Origin of the sequence: Herbaspirillum sp. RTI4, assembly GCF_034313965.1 — a bacterium.
In the GTDB taxonomy this organism is placed as follows: domain Bacteria; phylum Pseudomonadota; class Gammaproteobacteria; order Burkholderiales; family Burkholderiaceae_D; genus Herbaspirillum.
In genome coordinates, this window is sequence record NZ_JAVIWQ010000002.1 from 1,618,710 (window position 1) to 1,636,783 (window position 18,074).

At 58.7% G+C, this 18,074-nt stretch carries 16 protein-coding genes; 6 read left to right on the plus strand and 10 right to left on the minus strand.

Annotated features, from left to right (window positions below; translation table 11 throughout):
* Positions 1-31 precede the first annotated feature (31 nt).
* Positions 32-772 (minus strand): hypothetical protein, encoded by a 741-nt coding sequence (locus tag RGU70_RS07450; protein WP_322208758.1) that lies wholly within the window; start codon positions 770-772, stop codon positions 32-34.
* Positions 773-1,257: 485 nt separating this feature from the next.
* Here RGU70_RS07450 and RGU70_RS07455 point away from each other — a divergent pair, with 485 nt between their 5' ends.
* Together RGU70_RS07455 and RGU70_RS07460 are read left to right on the plus strand one after the other, a co-directional pair.
* Positions 1,258-1,953, plus strand: coding sequence for a response regulator transcription factor (locus RGU70_RS07455; RefSeq protein WP_322208759.1), 696 nt, complete (start codon positions 1,258-1,260; stop codon positions 1,951-1,953).
* 2 nt (positions 1,954-1,955) lie between these two features.
* Positions 1,956-3,359, plus strand: a complete 1,404-nt coding sequence (locus RGU70_RS07460; RefSeq protein ID WP_322208760.1) for an ATP-binding protein — start codon at positions 1,956-1,958, stop codon at positions 3,357-3,359.
* A 189-nt stretch (positions 3,360-3,548) separates the two neighbouring features.
* On the opposite strand, the gene RGU70_RS07465 is transcribed toward RGU70_RS07460, so the two are convergent.
* Positions 3,549-5,057, minus strand: a complete 1,509-nt coding sequence (locus RGU70_RS07465) for a leucyl aminopeptidase (protein WP_322208761.1) — start codon at positions 5,055-5,057, stop codon at positions 3,549-3,551.
* Between the two features lie 203 nt (positions 5,058-5,260).
* On the opposite strand from RGU70_RS07465, the gene lptF reads away from it, so the two are divergent.
* The 3 genes from lptF to RGU70_RS07480 all read left to right on the plus strand — a co-directional run bounded on the left by lptF (position 5,261) and on the right by RGU70_RS07480 (position 8,089).
* Positions 5,261-6,385 carry an LPS export ABC transporter permease LptF gene (gene lptF / locus RGU70_RS07470; RefSeq protein ID WP_322208762.1) on the plus strand — a complete coding sequence of 375 codons (1,125 nt, stop codon included), beginning with the start codon at positions 5,261-5,263 and terminating at the stop codon, positions 6,383-6,385.
* Positions 6,386-6,533: 148 nt separating this feature from the next.
* Positions 6,534-7,718: an LPS export ABC transporter permease LptG gene (gene lptG / locus RGU70_RS07475; RefSeq protein ID WP_322208763.1), complete on the plus strand. Its 1,185-nt coding sequence runs from the start codon at positions 6,534-6,536 to the stop codon at positions 7,716-7,718.
* A complete protein-coding gene (locus RGU70_RS07480) occupies positions 7,715-8,089 on the plus strand; it encodes a CbiX/SirB N-terminal domain-containing protein (RefSeq protein ID WP_322208764.1) in 375 nt (124 codons plus the stop codon). The genes lptG and RGU70_RS07480 overlap by 4 nt, the downstream gene beginning before the upstream one ends.
* 170 nt (positions 8,090-8,259) lie before the next feature.
* Here RGU70_RS07480 and RGU70_RS07485 read toward each other — a convergent pair whose 3' ends face one another.
* Positions 8,260-8,988, minus strand: a complete 729-nt coding sequence (locus RGU70_RS07485; protein ID WP_322208765.1) for a LexA family transcriptional regulator — start codon at positions 8,986-8,988, stop codon at positions 8,260-8,262.
* An 85-nt stretch (positions 8,989-9,073) separates the two neighbouring features.
* Between RGU70_RS07485 and RGU70_RS07490 the strand changes: the two genes are divergently transcribed.
* Positions 9,074-9,421, plus strand: a complete 348-nt coding sequence (locus RGU70_RS07490; protein WP_322208766.1) for a helix-turn-helix domain-containing protein — start codon at positions 9,074-9,076, stop codon at positions 9,419-9,421.
* Here RGU70_RS07490 and RGU70_RS07495 read toward each other — a convergent pair.
* From RGU70_RS07495 to RGU70_RS07525, 7 genes are all read right to left on the minus strand, one after another.
* Positions 9,418-10,506 (minus strand): M48 family metalloprotease, encoded by a 1,089-nt coding sequence (locus tag RGU70_RS07495; protein ID WP_322208767.1) that lies wholly within the window; start codon positions 10,504-10,506, stop codon positions 9,418-9,420. The genes RGU70_RS07490 and RGU70_RS07495 overlap by 4 nt on opposite strands.
* A gap of 130 nt (positions 10,507-10,636) precedes the next feature.
* Positions 10,637-11,083, minus strand: a complete 447-nt coding sequence (gene dut, locus RGU70_RS07500) for a dUTP diphosphatase (protein WP_322208768.1) — start codon at positions 11,081-11,083, stop codon at positions 10,637-10,639.
* Positions 11,084-11,108: 25 nt separating this feature from the next.
* Positions 11,109-12,302, minus strand: coding sequence for a bifunctional phosphopantothenoylcysteine decarboxylase/phosphopantothenate--cysteine ligase CoaBC (coaBC, locus tag RGU70_RS07505; RefSeq protein WP_322208769.1), 1,194 nt, complete (start codon positions 12,300-12,302; stop codon positions 11,109-11,111).
* 119 nt (positions 12,303-12,421) lie between these two features.
* Entirely contained in the window at positions 12,422-12,922 is a 501-nt protein-coding gene (lspA, locus tag RGU70_RS07510) for a signal peptidase II (RefSeq protein WP_322208770.1), read from the minus strand.
* A 115-nt stretch (positions 12,923-13,037) separates the two neighbouring features.
* Complete coding sequence (gene ileS, locus RGU70_RS07515; RefSeq protein ID WP_322208771.1) at positions 13,038-15,917, minus strand: isoleucine--tRNA ligase; 2,880 nt, start codon at positions 15,915-15,917, stop codon at positions 13,038-13,040.
* A gap of 109 nt (positions 15,918-16,026) precedes the next feature.
* Positions 16,027-17,013: a bifunctional riboflavin kinase/FAD synthetase gene (locus RGU70_RS07520; RefSeq protein WP_322208772.1), complete on the minus strand. Its 987-nt coding sequence runs from the start codon at positions 17,011-17,013 to the stop codon at positions 16,027-16,029.
* 182 nt (positions 17,014-17,195) lie between these two features.
* The gene (locus tag RGU70_RS07525; RefSeq protein ID WP_322208773.1) at positions 17,196-17,921 is read right to left on the minus strand and encodes a 16S rRNA (uracil(1498)-N(3))-methyltransferase; all 726 of its coding nucleotides are present in this window, start codon (positions 17,919-17,921) and stop codon (positions 17,196-17,198) included.
* Positions 17,922-18,074 lie beyond the last annotated feature (153 nt).

The following is an 18,074-nucleotide window of genomic DNA, read 5'->3' on the forward strand; positions in this document are numbered from 1 at the left end:
TGTCGCATCGCCAGCGGCCTTTTGCAGATGCTTACGCGGAGGTATTGATGACGTTACCGCTGGTGCGCGTGCCTTCCATGTCGCTCGACATCGTTTGCAGGAATTTGCTCAGCGTCACGCTGCTGCCGGAATTACCCATCGCGCTCATCAGGTTCTGAAAGCTGCTCTGCAAATTGGCGTCTGCGGTGCTGGTGGTGTTTGTCCCCGTCGTCGTGGAGCCGCTGGCGCTCGAACTGCTGCTGCTGGCAGAAGACAATTCCTGAATCAGACTTTGCAAATCGGCTTCCATGCGGCCACCGCGGTGCGCGCGCGGCGTCGGCGTTGCACTGAGCGAGAGGGCGGCGCTGGAGGCGGTGGTGCTGGCTGTACTTGCTGTGCTTGCCGCACTGGTCGTACCAGAGGCCGCGCTCACACTGCTGGTGCTGCCATCGTGGCCGCCGTCGCTGTCAGTGCCTGATTGCGAACCGCTCGGGTTGGTCTGTGCATGCAGGGCGGCCATCAGCGTTTGCATGAATGCCGACAATGCCTGAGCGACATTGGTCGAATTCGTTGCAGAAGTGGATGCACTGCCAGAGGTGGACGAGGTGGAAGCCGAGGTCGAGCTGGCTGCAGTAGCGGCTAATTGTTCCAGTGCTTTGGTGATCGCGCCCATCAGACCGCCGCCACCGCCAGGAGGAGGTGGTGGTGGGCCGCCTCCGTTCATGCGCAGACCGGCAGACGAAGAAGTGCTTTGTGAAATCCCTGCCAGTTGCGCGAGTTGGGACAGGGACATACTGCTGCCTGAGACGCTGCTGATGGACATTGTTATTCTCCTGATCTGTGACGCGAAGTAATGAAATTTGCAATATTGTCTTTTTTGCAAGTTTTGCACAGATTTAATCGTTTATTTCGTGCTGGTATGTAAAGTTCGGTTAAGACGCCGTTGATTAAGTTGCTGCGCGGCATTCCCTGAGTACGGCGTAAGTACGGCAGCGCTTTTGCCTCTGGGTTTGCCCTGAGCTTGGGTCGCTGGCTATACGTCTTGCTATTCCCCTTACTTGGGGAATGCCGCTCACAAATGAAACGTCAATACGCCCCGGTCAGTGGTCTTGAGCGCAAGTCCTGATTTGTAAAGCCGAGTAAAGATAGTGCGCTGTGGCCGGGAAATCCTGAGCGGCTTGCTATGATCCGGCCTTTTGCATGGCAAGCTGCGGTGACGGATGGTGTCCCCATCACTGCGCTTCGATACCGCTCCTAACTCTCTTCAACGTTCCTCCTATGACCAAAGTTCTTCTGATAGATGATGATGTCGAGCTGACCGGCATGCTCAAGGAATATTTCGAGCAGGAAGGCTTCGAGGTGACGGCCGTGCATGATGGCGCGACCGGTGTGACGGAAGCGCTTTCCGGTCTGTATGCGATTGCGATTCTTGATGTGATGATGCCGCGTCTGAGTGGTGTCGAGGCGCTCGGGAAAATCCGGGCCGGCAGCAGTATGCCGGTGCTGATGTTGACGGCAAGGGGCGATAACGCCGACCGCATTACCGGTCTGGAGTTGGGCGCAGACGATTACGTTGCCAAGCCATGCACGCCGCGCGAGTTGACTGCACGTCTGCGTGCCATCCTGCGACGCACCCTGCGCGATCCGGTTGTGCCGGAGGAGGAGGGGCTCAAGCCGGTGATCGTCGGTGCTTTGTCCATGTGGCCGGCGCAACGTTATGCAGAGTGGGGAGGAAAACCGCTGGCGCTGACCAGCACCGAATTTAATCTGCTGGAAATCCTTGCGCGCAATGTCGGGCGTCCGGTGAGTAAAAGTATTTTGTCGGAAGAAGGCCTGGGCCGACCGCTGGCGCGCTTCGACCGCAATATCGACGTGCATCTGAGCAGTTTGCGGCAAAAACTGGGATTACTGGCCGATGGCCGTTCCTGCATCCAGACGGTTTATCGTCTCGGTTATCAATTTATTCGGGAGTAAGGGTGGGGCGTCTTTTCTGGAAATTCTTTACCTTTATCCTGCTGGTTCAGTTGCTGGTGCCGCTTTCTATCGGCGTCACGTTTTGGCTCAAGGATCGCGCCCGCGATAAAAATGCCCAGTATCTGGATATGGGGCCGCCTGCGGTATTCATGATCAATGCCGCTGCGGCCACGCTGCGGTTTGACGGGACGCAGGCATTTGCCGATTTCGAGCAGGGCAACGACGGACGGCATCGCTTGTATGCGATCGATGCCAGCGGCCATGACTTGTTGGGTCGTACAGTCAACGCCGACATGGTCCAAGACGCCCGACGCGTGCTGGCCGAGCATGATGTGCGACCAGTGGTGCGGATGGTAACGGCGGCCAACGGTCTGGAGTATTTATTACTTTTATCGGATGAAGAGCAAATGCGCGGGCCGCCACGCGGTTTTGGTCCGGGGCCGGGGCCTGGATTATTCTTTTTTGGGAAAAACCCCCATTCTTCGCAAGAGTTTGCTCTGCATGAGCTGATGCCGGTCGTCATGGCCGTGATCGCCAGTCTGATTTTCGCGGCTTTGCTGGCATGGTATTTTTCCAAGCCGATTCGAACTTTGCGGCTGGCCTTCAAAGCGGTGGCGGGAGGCAATCTGGATACCAAGGTCGGGCCGGACATGGGTCCGCGGCGCGATGAACTCGCCGATCTCGGGCGCGACTTTGACAGCATGGCCGGTCAGTTGCGGGACTTGATGGATGGGCAGCGACGCTTGTTGCATGATGTTTCGCATGAACTGCGCTCGCCGCTGGCGCGCATGCAGGCGGCGATCGGTCTGGCGCGGCAGCAGCCGGACAAAGTAGACGTGACGCTGGAGCGCATCGAGCGCGAGAGTATCCGCATGGATAAGCTGGTGGATGAATTGCTGACTTTATCGCGACTGGAGTCCGGCGTCGCGCCGGCCCTGAGCGAAGAAATTCATATCGACGAGATCATCCGCGAAGTCGTCGACGATGCCCGTTTTGAAGCGACTGCCAAAGGATGCGCCGTGGAGTGGCGCGGGGATGGCAAGGTCAGCATCGACGGCCAGCCGGAGCTGATTCACAGAGCGATTGAAAATGTGGTGCGCAATGCGGTCAGGCATACGGCAGCAGGCAGTAGCGTGATCTTGCAGAGCAAGATTGATTTTGCGCTGCGGGAGTTGTCGCTGGCGATTCTCGATCACGGTCCCGGTGCGCCTGAGCAATTGCTGACCGCGATTTTCGCGCCGTTTTTCCGTGGCGAGTCCGGTGCCAGCAATCCCGGCGGGAGTGGTTTGGGTCTGGCGATTGCGCAACGTGTGGTCGAGATGCATGGTGGCGTGATTCGCGCTTCGAATCGGCCGGAAGGGGGCTTGTGCGTGGAAATCCGTTTGCCTTTCAGCGTGGTTCGCTAAAAAGTCTGTGAGCGCTGAATCGGGCGCGGCGGCAGGATAAAAAAATCCGCCAGTCCTTTGCAGGACGGCGGATTTTTTCATGGCCGATGTGGCCGGCAGATCATTTTGTTGCAAAAGCGTGATGGTTCAGGGCTTTTTAGTGACACCCCTGCCTCGTCTGCAACTTCTCTGCAACTTCTCTGCAACTCCTTAAGCGGCTTTGGCGCGTCCGATCAGGAAGTTGGTCAGCAAAGGCACAGGTCGGCCGGTAGCACCCTTGGCAGCGCCGCTTTTCCATGCGGTGCCGGCAATATCCAGATGCGCCCAAGTGTATTTCTTGGTGAAGCGTTCCAGGAAGCAGGCCGCTGTCACGCTGCCGGCCGGTTGGCCGCCGATATTGGCGATGTCAGCGAAATTCGACTTCAGCTGTTCCTGATAGGCGTCTTCGATAGGCATGCGCCATGCGGTGTCGCCGGAAGTCTTGCCGGCCGCCAGCAACTCGTTGGCCAGTTTGTCGTGCGGCGCATCGCTGCGGGTGAACAGGCCGGAGTTGTGATGGCCCAGCGCGACGATGCAGGCACCGGTCAGCGTGGCGATATCGACGACCACGGCCGGATTAAAGCGTTCGGCGTAGGTCAGTGCATCGCACAGCACCAGACGGCCTTCGGCATCGGTGTTGAGCACTTCAATCGTCAGACCGGCCATCGAGGTCACGATGTCGCCCGGCTTGGTAGCGCTGCCGGACGGCATGTTTTCACAGGTCGGGATGATGCCGATGACGTTGAGCTTCAACTGCATTTCCGCGATGGCGCGGAAAGTGCCGAGGACCGAGGCCGCGCCACACATGTCGTACTTCATTTCATCCATGCCGGAACCCGGCTTGAGCGAGATCCCGCCGCTATCGAAGGTAATGCCTTTACCGACCAGCACGACCGGGGCATCCTTGATTTTGCCGCCGAGATGCTTGATCACGATGAACTTGGGCGGCTGATCGCTGCCGTTGGTGACCGAGAGGAAGCTACCCATTTTCAGGGCTTCCAGTTGTTTGCGGTCCAGAACTTCGACGCCCAGCTTGAAATCGCGTGCCAGTTTTTTGGCGGTATTGGCCAGATAAGTCGGCGTGCAGACATTGGCGGCCAGATTGCCCAGTTCCTTGGTCAGCTCGACGCCATTGGCCAGCGCCACGCTTTGCGCGATCGCCAGTTTGAAGACCGGCGTTTCGGCCTTGTCGGCGGCAAAGGCGATCTTGCTCACGCCGGTAGGCACCGGGTCTTTTTTGCTTTTCAGTGCATCGGGACGATAGATGCTGTCGCGGCCGGCGGCGACGAGGACGTTGATGGCCCAGGCAGCGTCGCGGTCTTTGATCGCTTGCAGGGGCAAGGCGAGCAGGGCATCGGTCGCTCCCAGCGTGGCCAGCGTGCGGATGATGGAGGCAGCGGCGGTGCTGAAGGATTTCTCCAGAATGGCCTCGTCGCTGCCCATGCCGACCAGCAGTACGCGTTGCGCGGTGACGCCGGCGACATCGCGCAACAGCAGTGTGGAACCCGGTTTGCCGGACAGGTCGCCCGACTTGAGCGCGGCGACGATGGCAGGATTGCCGGCGAGGGCCTGTGCGCCGGAGGCCAGCTTCTTGCCATCCAGTACGCCTACGACCAGACAGCCGGTCTTTTGCGCCGTCACGGGGGTCTTGCCATCCAAAGTTTTTATGCTAAAGTCCATCGCTTAGTTCCTTTGCGTTGCGGTTTATAGGTGTTTTGCGTAGTTGTTGTCTGTTCATTGCCGCGCTGCCACGCTGTCACTTTGCGGCATTGAGTCAATAATCAAGTCATGACTCAATGCGCGGGTGCCGACCGTGCCCGACGACGCGTTTGCCGCCGTTGTCTGCGCCTCAGGATTGTTAACCTCTCGATTATAAGCCTCGAATGATTTTTCAGCGCGCACTCAGACGCGAACTGGTGAGCACCGCCGGTGCCGTTTTCACCACGCTTTTCACTATTACGATCACCGTGATGCTGGTCAAGATTCTGGGCCAGGCCGCCGGAGGCCAGATCAATTCGGGCGATGTCCTGGCGCTGATCGGTTTTCAGGCGCTCAATTATTTGCCGGTGATTTTGATTCTGACCGGTTTCATTTCCGTGTTGCTGGTCGTGACCCGCAGCTATCAGGATTCCGAAATGGTGGTCTGGTTTGCGTCCGGCATGAGCCTGACGCGCTGGGTCGCGCCAATATTGCGCTTCGGCTGGCCTATCATTGTGTTGACCGTGGTGCTGAGTTTTGTGGCGACGCCGTGGGCCAATCAGAAGAGCGCCGAATTCCGCGCGCGCTTTGAAAAACGCGACGATATCGCCCGTGTCTCTCCCGGAAAATTTCAGGAATCCGCCAGCGCCAACCGCATCTTTTTCGTCGAAGGTTTTTCCGGTGACGCCACCAAGGTGAAAAATATTTTCATCAATACCGTCAGAGAAGACGGCAAGAGCAACATTGTGGTGGCGCGCGAAGGTGAAATGCAGACCGATCAATACGGTCAGAAATTCGTCGTCATGGAGAAGGGCCGGCGTTATGACGGTATGCCGGATCAGGCGAATTTTCAGATGATCGAATTCCAGCGCTATGGGATTCTGGTCGGCAATACCTCGCAAACTGCGGCTGGCGATAAATCGGCGCGCGAGCTGTCGACCTTGGGGCTGCTGCAAAAACCGACGAATTACAATCTGGCCGAACTGATGTGGCGCGTGTCGCTGCCGCTGATGGCGCTGCTGCTGATGCTGCTGGCGATTCCGCTGTCGTTCGTCAATCCGCGTGCGGGTCGTTCCATCGGTTTGCTGATTGCCTTGCTGCTGTTTGTCACGTATAGCAACATGGTGAGTTTTTTGCAGGCCACGGTAGCGCAAGGTCGTCTGAGTTTCATGATGGGCTGGTGGCCTATCCATCTGGCGATATTGTTGCTGACCGGCTTGCTGTTCCTGTGGCGGCTTAACGTCAACAGCCGCTATCATCCGCTCGTTTTCTGGCTGGTGCTGCGCCGCGCTGTGCTGTTGCGCCAATGAGGGGGCGGCTGATGGCGTCGGCCAGCGTGGATGCATTGGCTGCATTGACTGCATTGACTGCATTGACCTTATTTACCGGATTGATTCCCTTTTTTCTGCAAGCGCCTGCGCTGAGTAATTCCACCGGCCTCCGAAGCCAGAGGGCGACATGAAAGTTCTGCAAAAATATTTTGTTACCGAAATCGTGCGTTCGGTCTCGTTCGCGCTGATTGCCTTTATGGCGCTGTTCTCGTTTTTCGATTTGATCGGGGAGCTCGAATCGGTGGGCCGCAACGGCTATACCTTGCAACGTGCCTTGTTGTATGTGGTGATGGGTTTGCCGGCGACGGCGTATGACCTGATGCCGATCGCGGTCTTGATCGGCACGATCTATACGCTGGCGCAATTTGCGGCACGCTCGGAATTCACGATCATGCGGGTGTCGAGTCTGTCGACGGTGCAGGCGGCCGGGATGCTGGTCAGAATTGGTGTGATCTTTGCGCTGCTGACGATTCTCTTCGGTGAATTCATTGCGCCCAAAGCGGCGGAGTGGGCGGAAAGACTCAAGTTGCAGGCGCAGGGCAGTGCGGTGTCGCAAGAATTTCGCTCCGGTCTGTGGGCCAAGGATGTGATCCGGACGCAGGGCTTGACCGGCGATGTGATCGGTTCGCGCTTTTTGAATATACGGAAAATGCAGCCGGACGGTAGTCTGGAAGGCGTCAAGATGTATGAGCTGGATAATGATTTCCATCTGGCGATGACGGTGACGGCCAAACGGGGCGAGTATCTGGGAAATCACCTCTGGCAGTTGTCGGAGGTGACCGAAGCGCACTTCGGCAATAAGCCAGGAGACAAGCAAGGAGATAAGCCAAGCGATAAGTCCGGCAGCGTGCAGGCGAAAGCGCTCGATATTACGGCACCGATTTCGATTACTACGGTGGCTACGCGCACCCTGGTGTCGGAAGTGACGCCGGAAATTCTGTCGGTCGTGTTTGCCAATCCAGACCGCATGTCGGCGTATGACCTGCGCGCCTATACCAAGCATCTGGCGGCGAATAATCAGCGCACTGACCGTTACGAAATCGCTTTCTGGAAGAAAGTCGTTTACCCCCTGTCGATCTTTGTGATGCTGGCGCTGGCTTTGCCCTTCGCGTACATGCATTTCCGCGCAGGCGGAGTGAGTCTGAAAATTTTTACGGGCATTATGATCGGCGTCATGTTTCAATTAATCAATAGTTTGTTTTCGCATCTCGGCCTGCTCAATACCTGGCCGCCCTTCCTCACGGCCATTGTGCCCAGTCTGCTGTTTCTGCTGCTGGGATTAGGGACGCTGCGTTGGGCGGAGCGGCATTGAGCGCCGCACTGGTGTTATTCGCCCACGGCGCACGCGATCCGCGTTGGGCCGAGCCGTTTCAGCGCTTGCTGCTGAGTACCCGGGCGCGTTTGCCGCAGGTCAGGGTCGAGCTGGCGTTTCTGGAGCTGATGGAGCCCGGCGTGCCGCAACTGGCGGCGCAGCTGGCGGCAGAGGGCGTGCAGAGTGTGACGCTGGTCCCGGTATTTCTCGGGCAGGGTGGGCATCTGCGGCGTGACCTGCCGTTGATTGTGGAGGAGTGCCGTCAGGCGCATCCGACGCTGGAATTCACGATTGTCGCGCCGATTGGCGAGGACGATGCGGTGCTGGAGGCGATTGCCGGCTACTGTGCAGCAGCCTTGCCGCTCAAGTAGGGCAATGGCAGCCTGACGCAGTACTTGCCGACCAGAATGGTTTTGGCTGAAAGTCGTATTGGCGATTGCGTAAGTGCATCAGCGCGTCAGCCAAGTCATCTGCATGACGGCGATCAGCCAGAATAATCATTACAAAATTTATTTGTACTAAAAATACAGGAAACTTGTTTCTAGCCACCCTGACGATAAACAAACCGGCCGTGTATCTTGAGCAAGGCACCCTGTTCGGGGGCGAGACGCTCGTCGGGATAGCGGTGTTTGTCTGTATTTCTGTTTTCCAATATCCAGGAGCCGTCTATTTCGCGTCGCAGTTGCTTGATGCGTAAACCGTCAGGATGGGCGATGACGAAAATTTTCCCGCTTTGCGGTTCGGTGCAGGAATGATCGAAGATGACGGTGTCGCCATCGATAATATAGTCAGCCATGCCGTTGCCGTCGGCCAGGATGGCGAAGGCATTCTCGGGGTCCAGTCGATATTTCTGGAAAAACGATAACTCCTTGAGTACCGTATCCCCCAGCTCCTTCCCCTCATTCGGCAGCGAGCTGCCGCCGCATGAGTTGGGCGCGACCCGGCAAGGGATTTCAAACAGGCGCTCCGAGATGCCTCCTGCCGTTTCGTAGATTGCTTCGGCCGGTTCCGAGCTGATCAGATTGACCCGGTTGGCCACGGGTATCGCCGCATACAGCATGGCGGCAACGGCTTCGCCATAGATCAGATCTTGTTCAGTAATGCCGAAATAAGTCGCGATTTGCGTAATTCTGTGGACGCGTGGCGTGGTGCCTTTGGAGACCCATTGCTGCACTGCTTGCGGCGTGACACCGCAGAACCTCGCCAGAGGGGTCATGTTGCCGCCATCCTTGGCGTTGAGCAGTTCTTTTAATCTGTGTTTGAATTCCATCGGGCGAGTGTACAAGCTGGGCTTGTAAGTCGCATCAAAAAAAATAATTGTAAAAATGGAAATGTTTCTTTAAGATAACTTTTCTATGGAAAACGCCATCCTAAAAGCATGTCGCCTCGTCGGTGGTCAGTCGAAACTGGCCAAAGCATTGGGCATTTCACCGCAAGCTGTACAGCAATGGGTATCGCGCCAATTCGCCCCAGCCTGTCGCTGCCGGGCGATTGAAACGGCCACCCTGGGCAGGGTCAGCCGGTTTGAACTCCGGCCCGACATCTTTGGCGATGGGAGTGATAGGGGTGACAAGGGTGATAGGGGCGATGAGAGCCTTGGGGCGAGCGTCACCGATTTCAGCGAAGCGAAGGAGGCGGGCCAGACGAGCCGGGATGGGGCTACTGCCCCGCCGTATTCCCTCGATGTGGAGGAGATGGACTAGGGCGCCAGAGGTTTGCCGGTTTCCTGTTTCATCTTGATGGTGCGCAGGCTTCTTTCCATCACTGTCATGCGTGAAGCAAAGGAAGGATGCAGCGCGGTGTGGGAATTAGGCGTACTGGCCGGATAACGTGTGGCCAGTCGCCGCCAGAAAGCCGGCGCATCGTCAATCTTATAACCGGCCCGTACCAGCATATAGAGCGAGAGGGTATCGGCGTTTCCATCCATATCCTGCGGATAAGGGCGTAGCGCCGGGCTGCCGGAAAGAGTCGTGCTATCGGGGCGGGTTTTTGTCAGGTTGTCGATAATGCCACCGGCGATCGCCATCATTTTCTGACGTTGAACATGACCCAGCGAGCTATGCGCCATTTCCTTGGCGATGACGAAGGCCAGTTCCTCGTCGGTCTTGGTGAAGTCCAGCATGCCTTGCGTGATCAGTATGCGGCGGCCATCGCTGTAGCTGTTGACGTTATCGGTATTGCCCAATTCGATGCTATAGGCGCAGGCCCGGGTCAGCGGCACCGTGGTGGAGACCGGTTCCGTACCTCGTTCCAGCATCAGCTTGATGCCGTTACGGGCGTTGAGCATCAGCGGGCCCAGTAATTGGGCGGCGCGTTGTTCGGCGTCCTGTCCCGGCGGCAAGGACTTATCGGCAACGGCCAACAGTCGGTCGCCGACCTGCACATCGCTTTTTTGCGCGCCACTGTCCGGCAATACACCGGTGACTTGCAATCGCTCACCAAAACCGGCTTTTTCTGCTGCCTTACTCAGTTCGGCCGGAAACGAGTACTTATTTTTGGCCGTAAATCCAAGCAGATTGCGCGCGCCAGCACGGCACAGGCCTGCGTTGGTGACCAACAGCGGCGCAGCAACGCGATACAGTCGGTTTTGCTGGTCGAGCAAGGTGCGCAGCGCGACCTGGTCTTTCGATATCGCTGCGCTGGAAGCGGAGGCGCCGGAGGAGGGGGTCGTGATCGATTGCGGCGGTGCGGACGGCCCGGCGCAGGCACCGAGCAGCGTGAGCAACAACAAGCCGGCATACCTGCCGGAAAATCGGCGAGGCTGCTTGCCGGGGTGTTTTTCTGCCATTGAGTTCTCCAAAATGAAAAGGAAATGCCAGGATTGATGTCCTGGCAACAGGCGTAAAAAAGGGGGAGTCCGGTGCGTACTGAACGCTGCCCGGCGGGGGTTACTTAGATTACTTGGATTCCTTGAATGCTTACTTGCCAGTGCTGCCGAAACCATCGATGCCGCGGCTGCTGGCGTCAAAATCGTCCACCACGTTGAAGCCGACTTGCAGCACCGGCACGATCACCAGTTGCGCCAGCCTGTCCAGTGGTTGCAGCACGAATTCGGTCGTGCCGCGGTTCCAGGTCGAGATCATCAGTTCGCCCTGGTAATCGGAGTCGATCAGTCCGACCAGATTACCCAGCACGATGCCGTGTTTGTGACCCAGTCCGCTGCGCGGCAGAATCATCGCGGCATAGGCCGGATCGGCCAGGTGAATCGCCAGCCCGGTCGGGATCAGGTGGGTCGTGCCGGGCGCGATGGTCAGTGGCGCATCGATGCAGGCGCGCAGGTCAAGACCGGCGCTGCCGGGGGTGGCGTAAGCAGGCAATTGGCCTTGCAACAGAGGACTGAGAATTTTGACGTCAATGATTTTCATGGGTAGAAATAAAGTGAAATGAGGATTAATGCAGCCGGCGCGCGATTTCAGCAATCAGCTTGCGGGCCAGTGTGTGTTTGTCGGCGGGCGGCAGACTGAGGTAGCCATGTTCGTCGAACAGGACCAGCGCATTGTTATCCTGCCCGAAAGTGTCCGGGCCGATATTGCCGACCAGCAGCGGCACATTCTTTTTCAGCCGTTTGGCCGCGCCGTTCTGCTCCAGATGGTCGGATTCAGCAGCGAAGCCGACGCAATAGGGACGTTGTGGCAGTGCTGCCACTTCCGCGAGGATGTCGGGATTGGCAATAAATTGCAGTTGCGGCGCATCGCCGGCGTCATTCTTTTTGAGTTTGGTGGCGCTGGCGTTCGCCACCCGCCAGTCCGCCACTGCCGCCACGGCGATGAACACATCCTGCCCGGCGACATGCGCCATCACCGCCGCATGCATTTGCAACGCGGTTTGTACCGGGATGCAGCGCACATGATCGGGCACCGCCAGCGCAGTCGGGCCGGATACCAGAGTCACCTCGGCACCCGCCTGTTGCGCTGCGCGTGCCAGCGCATAGCCCATTTTTCCGGAGGACAAATTCGTGATGCCGCGCACCGGATCGATGGCTTCAAAGGTCGGCCCGGCGGTCAGCAGCAGACGTTTTCCCGCCAGCAGTTTGGGTTGAAAGGACGCAATCACGGCTTCCAGCAATTGCGCCGGTTCCCGCATCCGGCCCGGACCGGTTTCGCCGCAGGCCTGATCGCCGGAGCCGGGTCCGAGTAGCGCCACGCCATCTTGCTGCAATAGCGCGGCGTTGCGACGGGTAGCCGGGTTTTGCCACATTTCCACATTCATCGCTGGCGCGATCAATAGCGGTGTGCCGGCTGGCCGCGCCAGACACAGCGTTGACAGCAGATCGTCGCACACCCCATGCGCCAGCTTGAACATGAAATCCGCCGAGCAAGGTGCAATCACGATGGCATCGATGCTGCGTGTGAGGTCGATGTGGGCCATGTTGTTGGCGATGCGCGCATCCCACTGATCGGTATGGACGGGATGGCCCGACAAGGCCTGCATTGTGACCGGCGTGATGAAATGCGTGGCGGCGTCGGTCATGACCACCTGCACCGACGCACCGGCCTTGATCAGCGCCCGCGTCAGTTCCGCCGCCTTGTAGCAGGCGATACCGCCGCTCAAGCCCAAGAGAATTTTTTTACCCGCCAGATCCATGCGTCGCTCCGAAGTGATGCCGCCGAGTTGCCGTCAAACCAGAAACGGGGTGAGCAAGCAGAAGATACCTTGCTGTTCCTTACTTGCTGTTTGTTACTTGCTGTTCCTTACTTCGCTGCTTACTTATTGACCCGCCGCAACTCATCCAGCACGAATAATCCAGCGCCAAGGCAAATCGCGCTATCGGCCAGGTTGAACGCCGGCCAGTGCCAGTTGCCCACAAACACGTCGAGGAAATCGATGACATGGCCGTAGGCGATGCGGTCGATGACATTGCCCAGCGCGCCGCCCAGTATCAGCGCCAGCGCCCAGCAAAACATGCGCTGTCCGGCATGGCGCTTGAGCAGGAACAAAATAAACAGTGCCGCGCAGATACCGACGACCGTCAACACATGGCGTTGCCAGCCGGATTCACTGGCCAGGAAGCTGAATGCCGCCCCCTTGTTATACACCAGCACCAGATTGAAGAAGCCGGTGACCGGCCGGATTTCACCGTAGTGGAACAGGCGGGTGATGGCGATCTTGCTGAGCTGATCGAGCAGCAGCACGATGGCGGCAATGCCCAGCCAGGGAAGAAGACTTTTCTTGGACGCGGAGGAAATGGTTTTTCTGGTAGCCATAGATGCAAAAATAAGTGCGGAAAAGAAGAAGGAATCAGCCGCTGTCTGACACGATCAAGCTGATGTCAGACGGCGGCCGGTTTTAGAACAAACTTGCGCAAACGCAAACACAAACTCAGGCAAAACGACGCGCTTCGCCGCTGCCAAAGAGATTGCTGGAACAGCGCCCGCAGAGGCCGGGATGTTCGGCGTCGGCATTGACGTCAGCGCGATAGTGCCAGCAGCGTTCGCATTTGGCGTGCGTGGAAGGGGTGACGATAATCGCTTCCTCAGTCGCATCGGCTACCGGTGTGACCGTGGCCGCCGAAGTGATGAGGACGAATTTCAAATCGTCGCCCAGACTTTGCAGCAGCGCCAGCTTGTCGCCGCTGGCTTTGATTTCTACCTCGGCCTGCAAGGAGGAACCAATGCCGCCGGCAGTGCGCACTTCTTCCAGCTGACGGGTCACGTCGGCGCGGATGGCTTGCAAGGCAGCAAACCGCTCCAGCAGCGCGGCCGCATCGGACACTTCCGGCAGAACGTAGTACTCCTGCGTGAAAATCGTCTCGTCGCTGGCGGCCAACTGCGCCGGTGTGGCGAAGGTGGCCCAGGCTTCTTCAGCGGTGAAGGACAGGATAGGCGCGATCAGTCGCAGCAGCGCCTGAGTCAGATGCCAGATCGCCGTTTGCGCCGAACGTCGTGCCTGCGAATTGACGCCGCTGGTGTAGAGCCGGTCTTTCAGGATGTCGAGATAAAACCCGCCCAGCTCTTCCGAACAATACATTTGCAGACGCGCCACCACAGGATGGAATTCATACTGCTCGTAATGCGCCAGCACCTGTGTTTGCAGCGCGGCCATGCCAGCGATGGCGTGGCGATCGATTTCCAGCAGATCGGCGATGGCGACGCTGTCGGTGGCCGGATTGAAATCGGAGGTGTTCGCCAGCAAAAAGCGCAGGGTATTGCGGATGCGGCGATAGCTTTCCACCACGCGCTTGAGGATTTCATCCGAGATCGACAGTTCGCCCGAATAATCGGTTGCCGCCACCCACAGCCGCAGGATTTCCGCGCCCATGGCGTCGGAGATTTTTTGCGGCGCGACCACATTGCCCTTGGACTTGGACATTTTCTTGCCCTCGCCATCGACCACGAAACCATGCGTGAGCAGGGCCTTGTACGGCGCGCAGCGGTTGAGCATGGACGAGGTCAGCAGCGACGAGTGGAACCAGCCGCGATGCTGATCCGAACCTTCCAGATACAAGTCGGCCGGGAATTGCAGTTGCGTCTTGTGCGAGCCGCGCAGAACCGTCTGGTGTGTCGAGCCGGAATCAAACCAGACATCCAGCGTGTCACGGTTCTTTTGATAGAGGTCGGCCTCGTCGCCCAGCAATTCGCGCGGGTCGAGCGCTTGCCAGGCTTCGATGCCGGACTGCTCGATGCGCTGAGCGATCTGTTCGATCAGCTCTGGTGTGCGCGGATGCAATTCACCGCTTTCCTTATGCACGAAAAACGCCATCGGCACGCCCCATTGGCGCTGCCGCGACAGCGTCCAGTCGGGCCGGTTAACGATCATGCCGTGCAGTCGGGCCTTGCCCCAGGCGGGGAAGAATTTGGTTTTTTCGATCGCTTGCAGCGCGGTCTGACGCAGACTGGCACCGCCGTCGGCCGGGGTGTTGTCCATGCTGGCGAACCACTGTGAGGTGGCGCGGTAGATGATCGGCGTTTTATGACGCCAGCAATGCATGTAGCTGTGTTCAAACATCACCAGCTTGAACAGCGCGCCGGTTTCTTCCAGCGCGGTGCAGATCGGCTTGGAGGCTTCCCAGATAGTGAGGCCGGCAAACAGCGGCAACCACGAGGCAAAGCGACCATCGCCCATGACCGGATTGAGGATGTCGTCGTCTTGCATGCCCTGCGATTTGCAGGAGATGAAATCCTCCAGACCATAGGCTGGTGCGGAGTGGACGATGCCGGTACCGCTCTCGGCGCTGACGTAGTCGCCCGGATAGATCGGGGACAGGCGGTCGTAACCGGCGTCGGCCGTGGCCAGCGGGTGGCGGAAACGAATGTTGGCCAGCGACTCGCCCTTGGTGACGGCGATAGTGTTGCCTTGCAGGCCGAAGCGTTGCAGCGAGGCGTCGACCAGATCGACGGCCAGGATCAGCAGCGTGGCCACACCGTTGCGCTCGGTGCTGACCAGCGCGTAGTCCAGTTCGGGATGCACGTTCAGCGCCTGATTGGACGGGATGGTCCAGGGCGTGGTGGTCCAGATGACGACGTAGCCGTTGCCGGTAGGCAGAGCAGGCAGGCCGAAGGCGGCCGCGATTTTTTCCGGCTCGGCGAAGGCAAAGCCGACGTCGATGGCGGGGTCGCGCTTGTCCTGGTATTCCACTTCCGCCTCGGCCAGCGCGGAGCCGCAGTCGAAGCACCAGTTCACCGGTTTCAGACCGCGGTAGACATAGCCTTTTTCCAGAATCGTGCCGAGTGCGCGCAGCTCATCGGCTTCGTTGGAAAAATTCATGGTCTTGTAAGGGTTATCCCATTCGCCCAGTACGCCGAGACGGATGAAATCGGCTTTTTGCCGTTCGATCTGCTCGCTGGCGTAGGCGCGTGCCTTGGCATGGACTTCGGCGACCGGCAGGTTTTTGCCGAACAGTTTTTCGATCTGGATTTCGATCGGCATGCCGTGACAATCCCAACCCGGAACATAGTGGGCGTCATAGCCCGCCATGTTGCGCGCCTTGACGATCATGTCTTTCAGGATCTTGTTGACGGCGTGACCGATGTGGATGTCGCCGTTGGCGTAGGGCGGGCCGTCGTGCAGGATGAATTTGGGCCGACCGGCCGAGGCTTTGCGGATGCGCTGGTAGATTTTCTTGCTTTGCCATTGCTGCACCCATTGCGGTTCGCGCTTGGCGAGATCGCCGCGCATAGGGAACGGGGTTTCGGTCATGTTGACCGGATAGCGGCTGGGTTGCTTGGTGTTATTGGCGGGTTTTTTTGGCTGTTCTGACATGGGGGATTTCTATAAGGGATTTCTTTAAGGTTGCAATGAGCCGCCGTGAGCGGCTGGCAAGAAAAAAGGAAAAAGCAAAGAAAAAAGCAAAGGAAGAAGCCGAGAGGCTTCAAATTCGATCGGTGGCGGAAATGGCGGCGTGGTCGTGCCGGCCTGCCTCTGCGAACCAGGCGCGCGCGCAGACGACGTCATTGGCAATGGCGGCGGTCAGGGTGGGCAGATCGTCGTATTTTTCCTCGTCGCGCAGTTTTTCGAGGAATTCGATTTGCAGCAGTTTGCCGTAGCAGTCTCCGCTGTAATCGAGGAGGTGGGTTTCCAGTAGCACGCGACCGCTGGCGTCGACTGTCGGGCGTATTCCCAGACTGGCGACGGCGGGCAGCGGCTGCTCAGCCAGACCGTGAACCTGCACCACGAAGATGCCGGACAGCGCTGGCCGGTGGTGGCCGATGTGCATATTGAGCGTAGGGAAACCGAGCGTACGACCCAGCTTCTGGCCGTGGATGACATGCCCGGAGATACGGTAGGTATGTCCCAGCAGCGATTGCGCCTGCGTGAAATCACCTTGAGCCAGCGCGCTGCGCACGGCCGAGGACGATACGCGCAAGCCCTCATGGGTAATGGTCGGCATGGTTTCGACCTGGAAGCCATAGTGTTTTCCGGCCTCGGTCAGGGTGGCAATGTTTCCGCTGCGGCGCGAACCAAAGCAGAAATCCTCGCCCACCATCAGCCAGCGGGCGTGCAGCCCTTTCACCAGAATGTCTTCGATGAATTGCTGTGGCGTCAGCGAAGCAAAACGGTGATTGAAATGCTCGACCACGACGCGGTCGACACCGGCCCGGGTGAGCGAATCGAGCTTGTCGCGCAGCCCGGCGATGCGTGGCGGTGCCTGATCGGGCCGGCCGGCCTGCATGGCGAAAAATTCACGCGGATGCGGCTCGAAGGTCATGACGGCGGCCTCCAGCTCCAGCTCGGACGCGGCATGACGCACTCGCGCCAGCAGCGCCTGGTGGCCGCAGTGGACGCCATCGAAGTTGCCTATCGTCAGAGCGCAGGGCGCACGCGATTCGGCATTGGGAAGTCCGCGAAATACCTTCATGAAAATGGGGGAGAGTGAACTGGTTGGAAAAGCGTTCGATTATAGCAGGGAGCCCCTGTTTTCCTGCGGATGCCCGGTCGGACGCTTGCCTGCCGCCAAAACGGGAGCAAGACAAGGCAAGCGCGGTGATTTGTGTCCGATTGTCTGCGAGGGGTTTTACTTTGCGGGGATCGCCTGTTTTTTTACATTTCGCCCCAGATGGCATTGAGGGCAGCCAGCGCGCTCAGCCCGGCAGTTTCGGTGCGCAGCACGCGGGCGCCCATGGTCAGCATCAAGGCACCTTGTTCGCAGGCCAGGTTTTCTTCGGTATCGGTGAAGCCGCCTTCGGGGCCAATGAGCAGACTCAGTGCTTGTGGCGGATGATGGCGCGCCCAGTCCGAGAGCGATTGCGTGCCGCGCGGCGAGAGCAGGATGCGTTTATGCAAGTCTTGCTGGGTGATCCAGCGATTGAAGTCCAGGGGCGCGGCAACTGCTGCCAAACGGTTGCGGCCGCATTGCTCGGCCGCAGCGCTGACCACGGCTTGCCAGTGCGCGCGTTTTTTTTCAGCGCGATCGCCGGCCAGTCGCACCACGCAGCGTTGCGCCGCCAGCGGCTGGATCACGGCTGCGCCCAGTTCGACTGCCTTCTCAATAATCCACTCCATCTTGCTGCCTTCCGGCAAGGCTTGCGCCAGCGTCAGGGCGTAAGGCAATTCCACTTCATGGGGGGAGAACAACTTGATGTCGACTTCTGCCCGCTTGCGTTCCACGCTGGTCAGGCTCGCGGTATATTCGCCGCCTTCGCCATTGAACAGCGTCAGCGTGGCCCCCGGTTGCAGGCGCAGGACTTGTACGTGATGCGCCAGATGTTCCGGCAGCGACAGAGTCGCGCCTACGGTCAGCGGGCAGGGGCAGTAAAAGCGCGGCATGCGATTCCATTCAGGAGAGGCGTCGCCGGAGGTGGCGACCAATGCCGATTTTAAAGGCTAGCCTGACGCTCTGGTAAAATAGTTGGTTCTGGCAAAGCTGGCGAACCGGGGCGCTTTTATCGCTTTCAACGCATTCAAAGGCTAAGCACCCAG

Excerpts from the sequence above, each read along its gene's own strand:
- RGU70_RS07485 (WP_322208765.1), bottom strand. The coding sequence starts at position 8,988 with ATGGAATTCAAACACAGATTAAAAGAACTGCTCAACGCCAAGGATGGC.
- RGU70_RS07490 (WP_322208766.1), top strand. The coding sequence starts at position 9,074 with ATGGAAAACGCCATCCTAAAAGCATGTCGCCTCGTCGGTGGTCAGTCG.
- ileS (WP_322208771.1), bottom strand. The coding sequence starts at position 15,917 with ATGTCAGAACAGCCAAAAAAACCCGCCAATAACACCAAGCAACCCAGC.
- lspA (WP_322208770.1), bottom strand. The coding sequence starts at position 12,922 with ATGGCTACCAGAAAAACCATTTCCTCCGCGTCCAAGAAAAGTCTTCTT.
- RGU70_RS07455 (WP_322208759.1), top strand. The coding sequence starts at position 1,258 with ATGACCAAAGTTCTTCTGATAGATGATGATGTCGAGCTGACCGGCATG.
- coaBC (WP_322208769.1), bottom strand. The coding sequence starts at position 12,302 with ATGGATCTGGCGGGTAAAAAAATTCTCTTGGGCTTGAGCGGCGGTATC.
- RGU70_RS07520 (WP_322208772.1), bottom strand. The coding sequence starts at position 17,013 with ATGAAGGTATTTCGCGGACTTCCCAATGCCGAATCGCGTGCGCCCTGC.
- RGU70_RS07465 (WP_322208761.1), bottom strand. The coding sequence starts at position 5,057 with ATGGACTTTAGCATAAAAACTTTGGATGGCAAGACCCCCGTGACGGCG.
- RGU70_RS07525 (WP_322208773.1), bottom strand. The coding sequence starts at position 17,921 with ATGCCGCGCTTTTACTGCCCCTGCCCGCTGACCGTAGGCGCGACTCTG.
- lptF (WP_322208762.1), top strand. The coding sequence starts at position 5,261 with ATGATTTTTCAGCGCGCACTCAGACGCGAACTGGTGAGCACCGCCGGT.
- dut (WP_322208768.1), bottom strand. The coding sequence starts at position 11,083 with ATGAAAATCATTGACGTCAAAATTCTCAGTCCTCTGTTGCAAGGCCAA.
- RGU70_RS07450 (WP_322208758.1), bottom strand. The coding sequence starts at position 772 with ATGTCCCTGTCCCAACTCGCGCAACTGGCAGGGATTTCACAAAGCACT.
- lptG (WP_322208763.1), top strand. The coding sequence starts at position 6,534 with ATGAAAGTTCTGCAAAAATATTTTGTTACCGAAATCGTGCGTTCGGTC.
- RGU70_RS07495 (WP_322208767.1), bottom strand. The coding sequence starts at position 10,506 with ATGGCAGAAAAACACCCCGGCAAGCAGCCTCGCCGATTTTCCGGCAGG.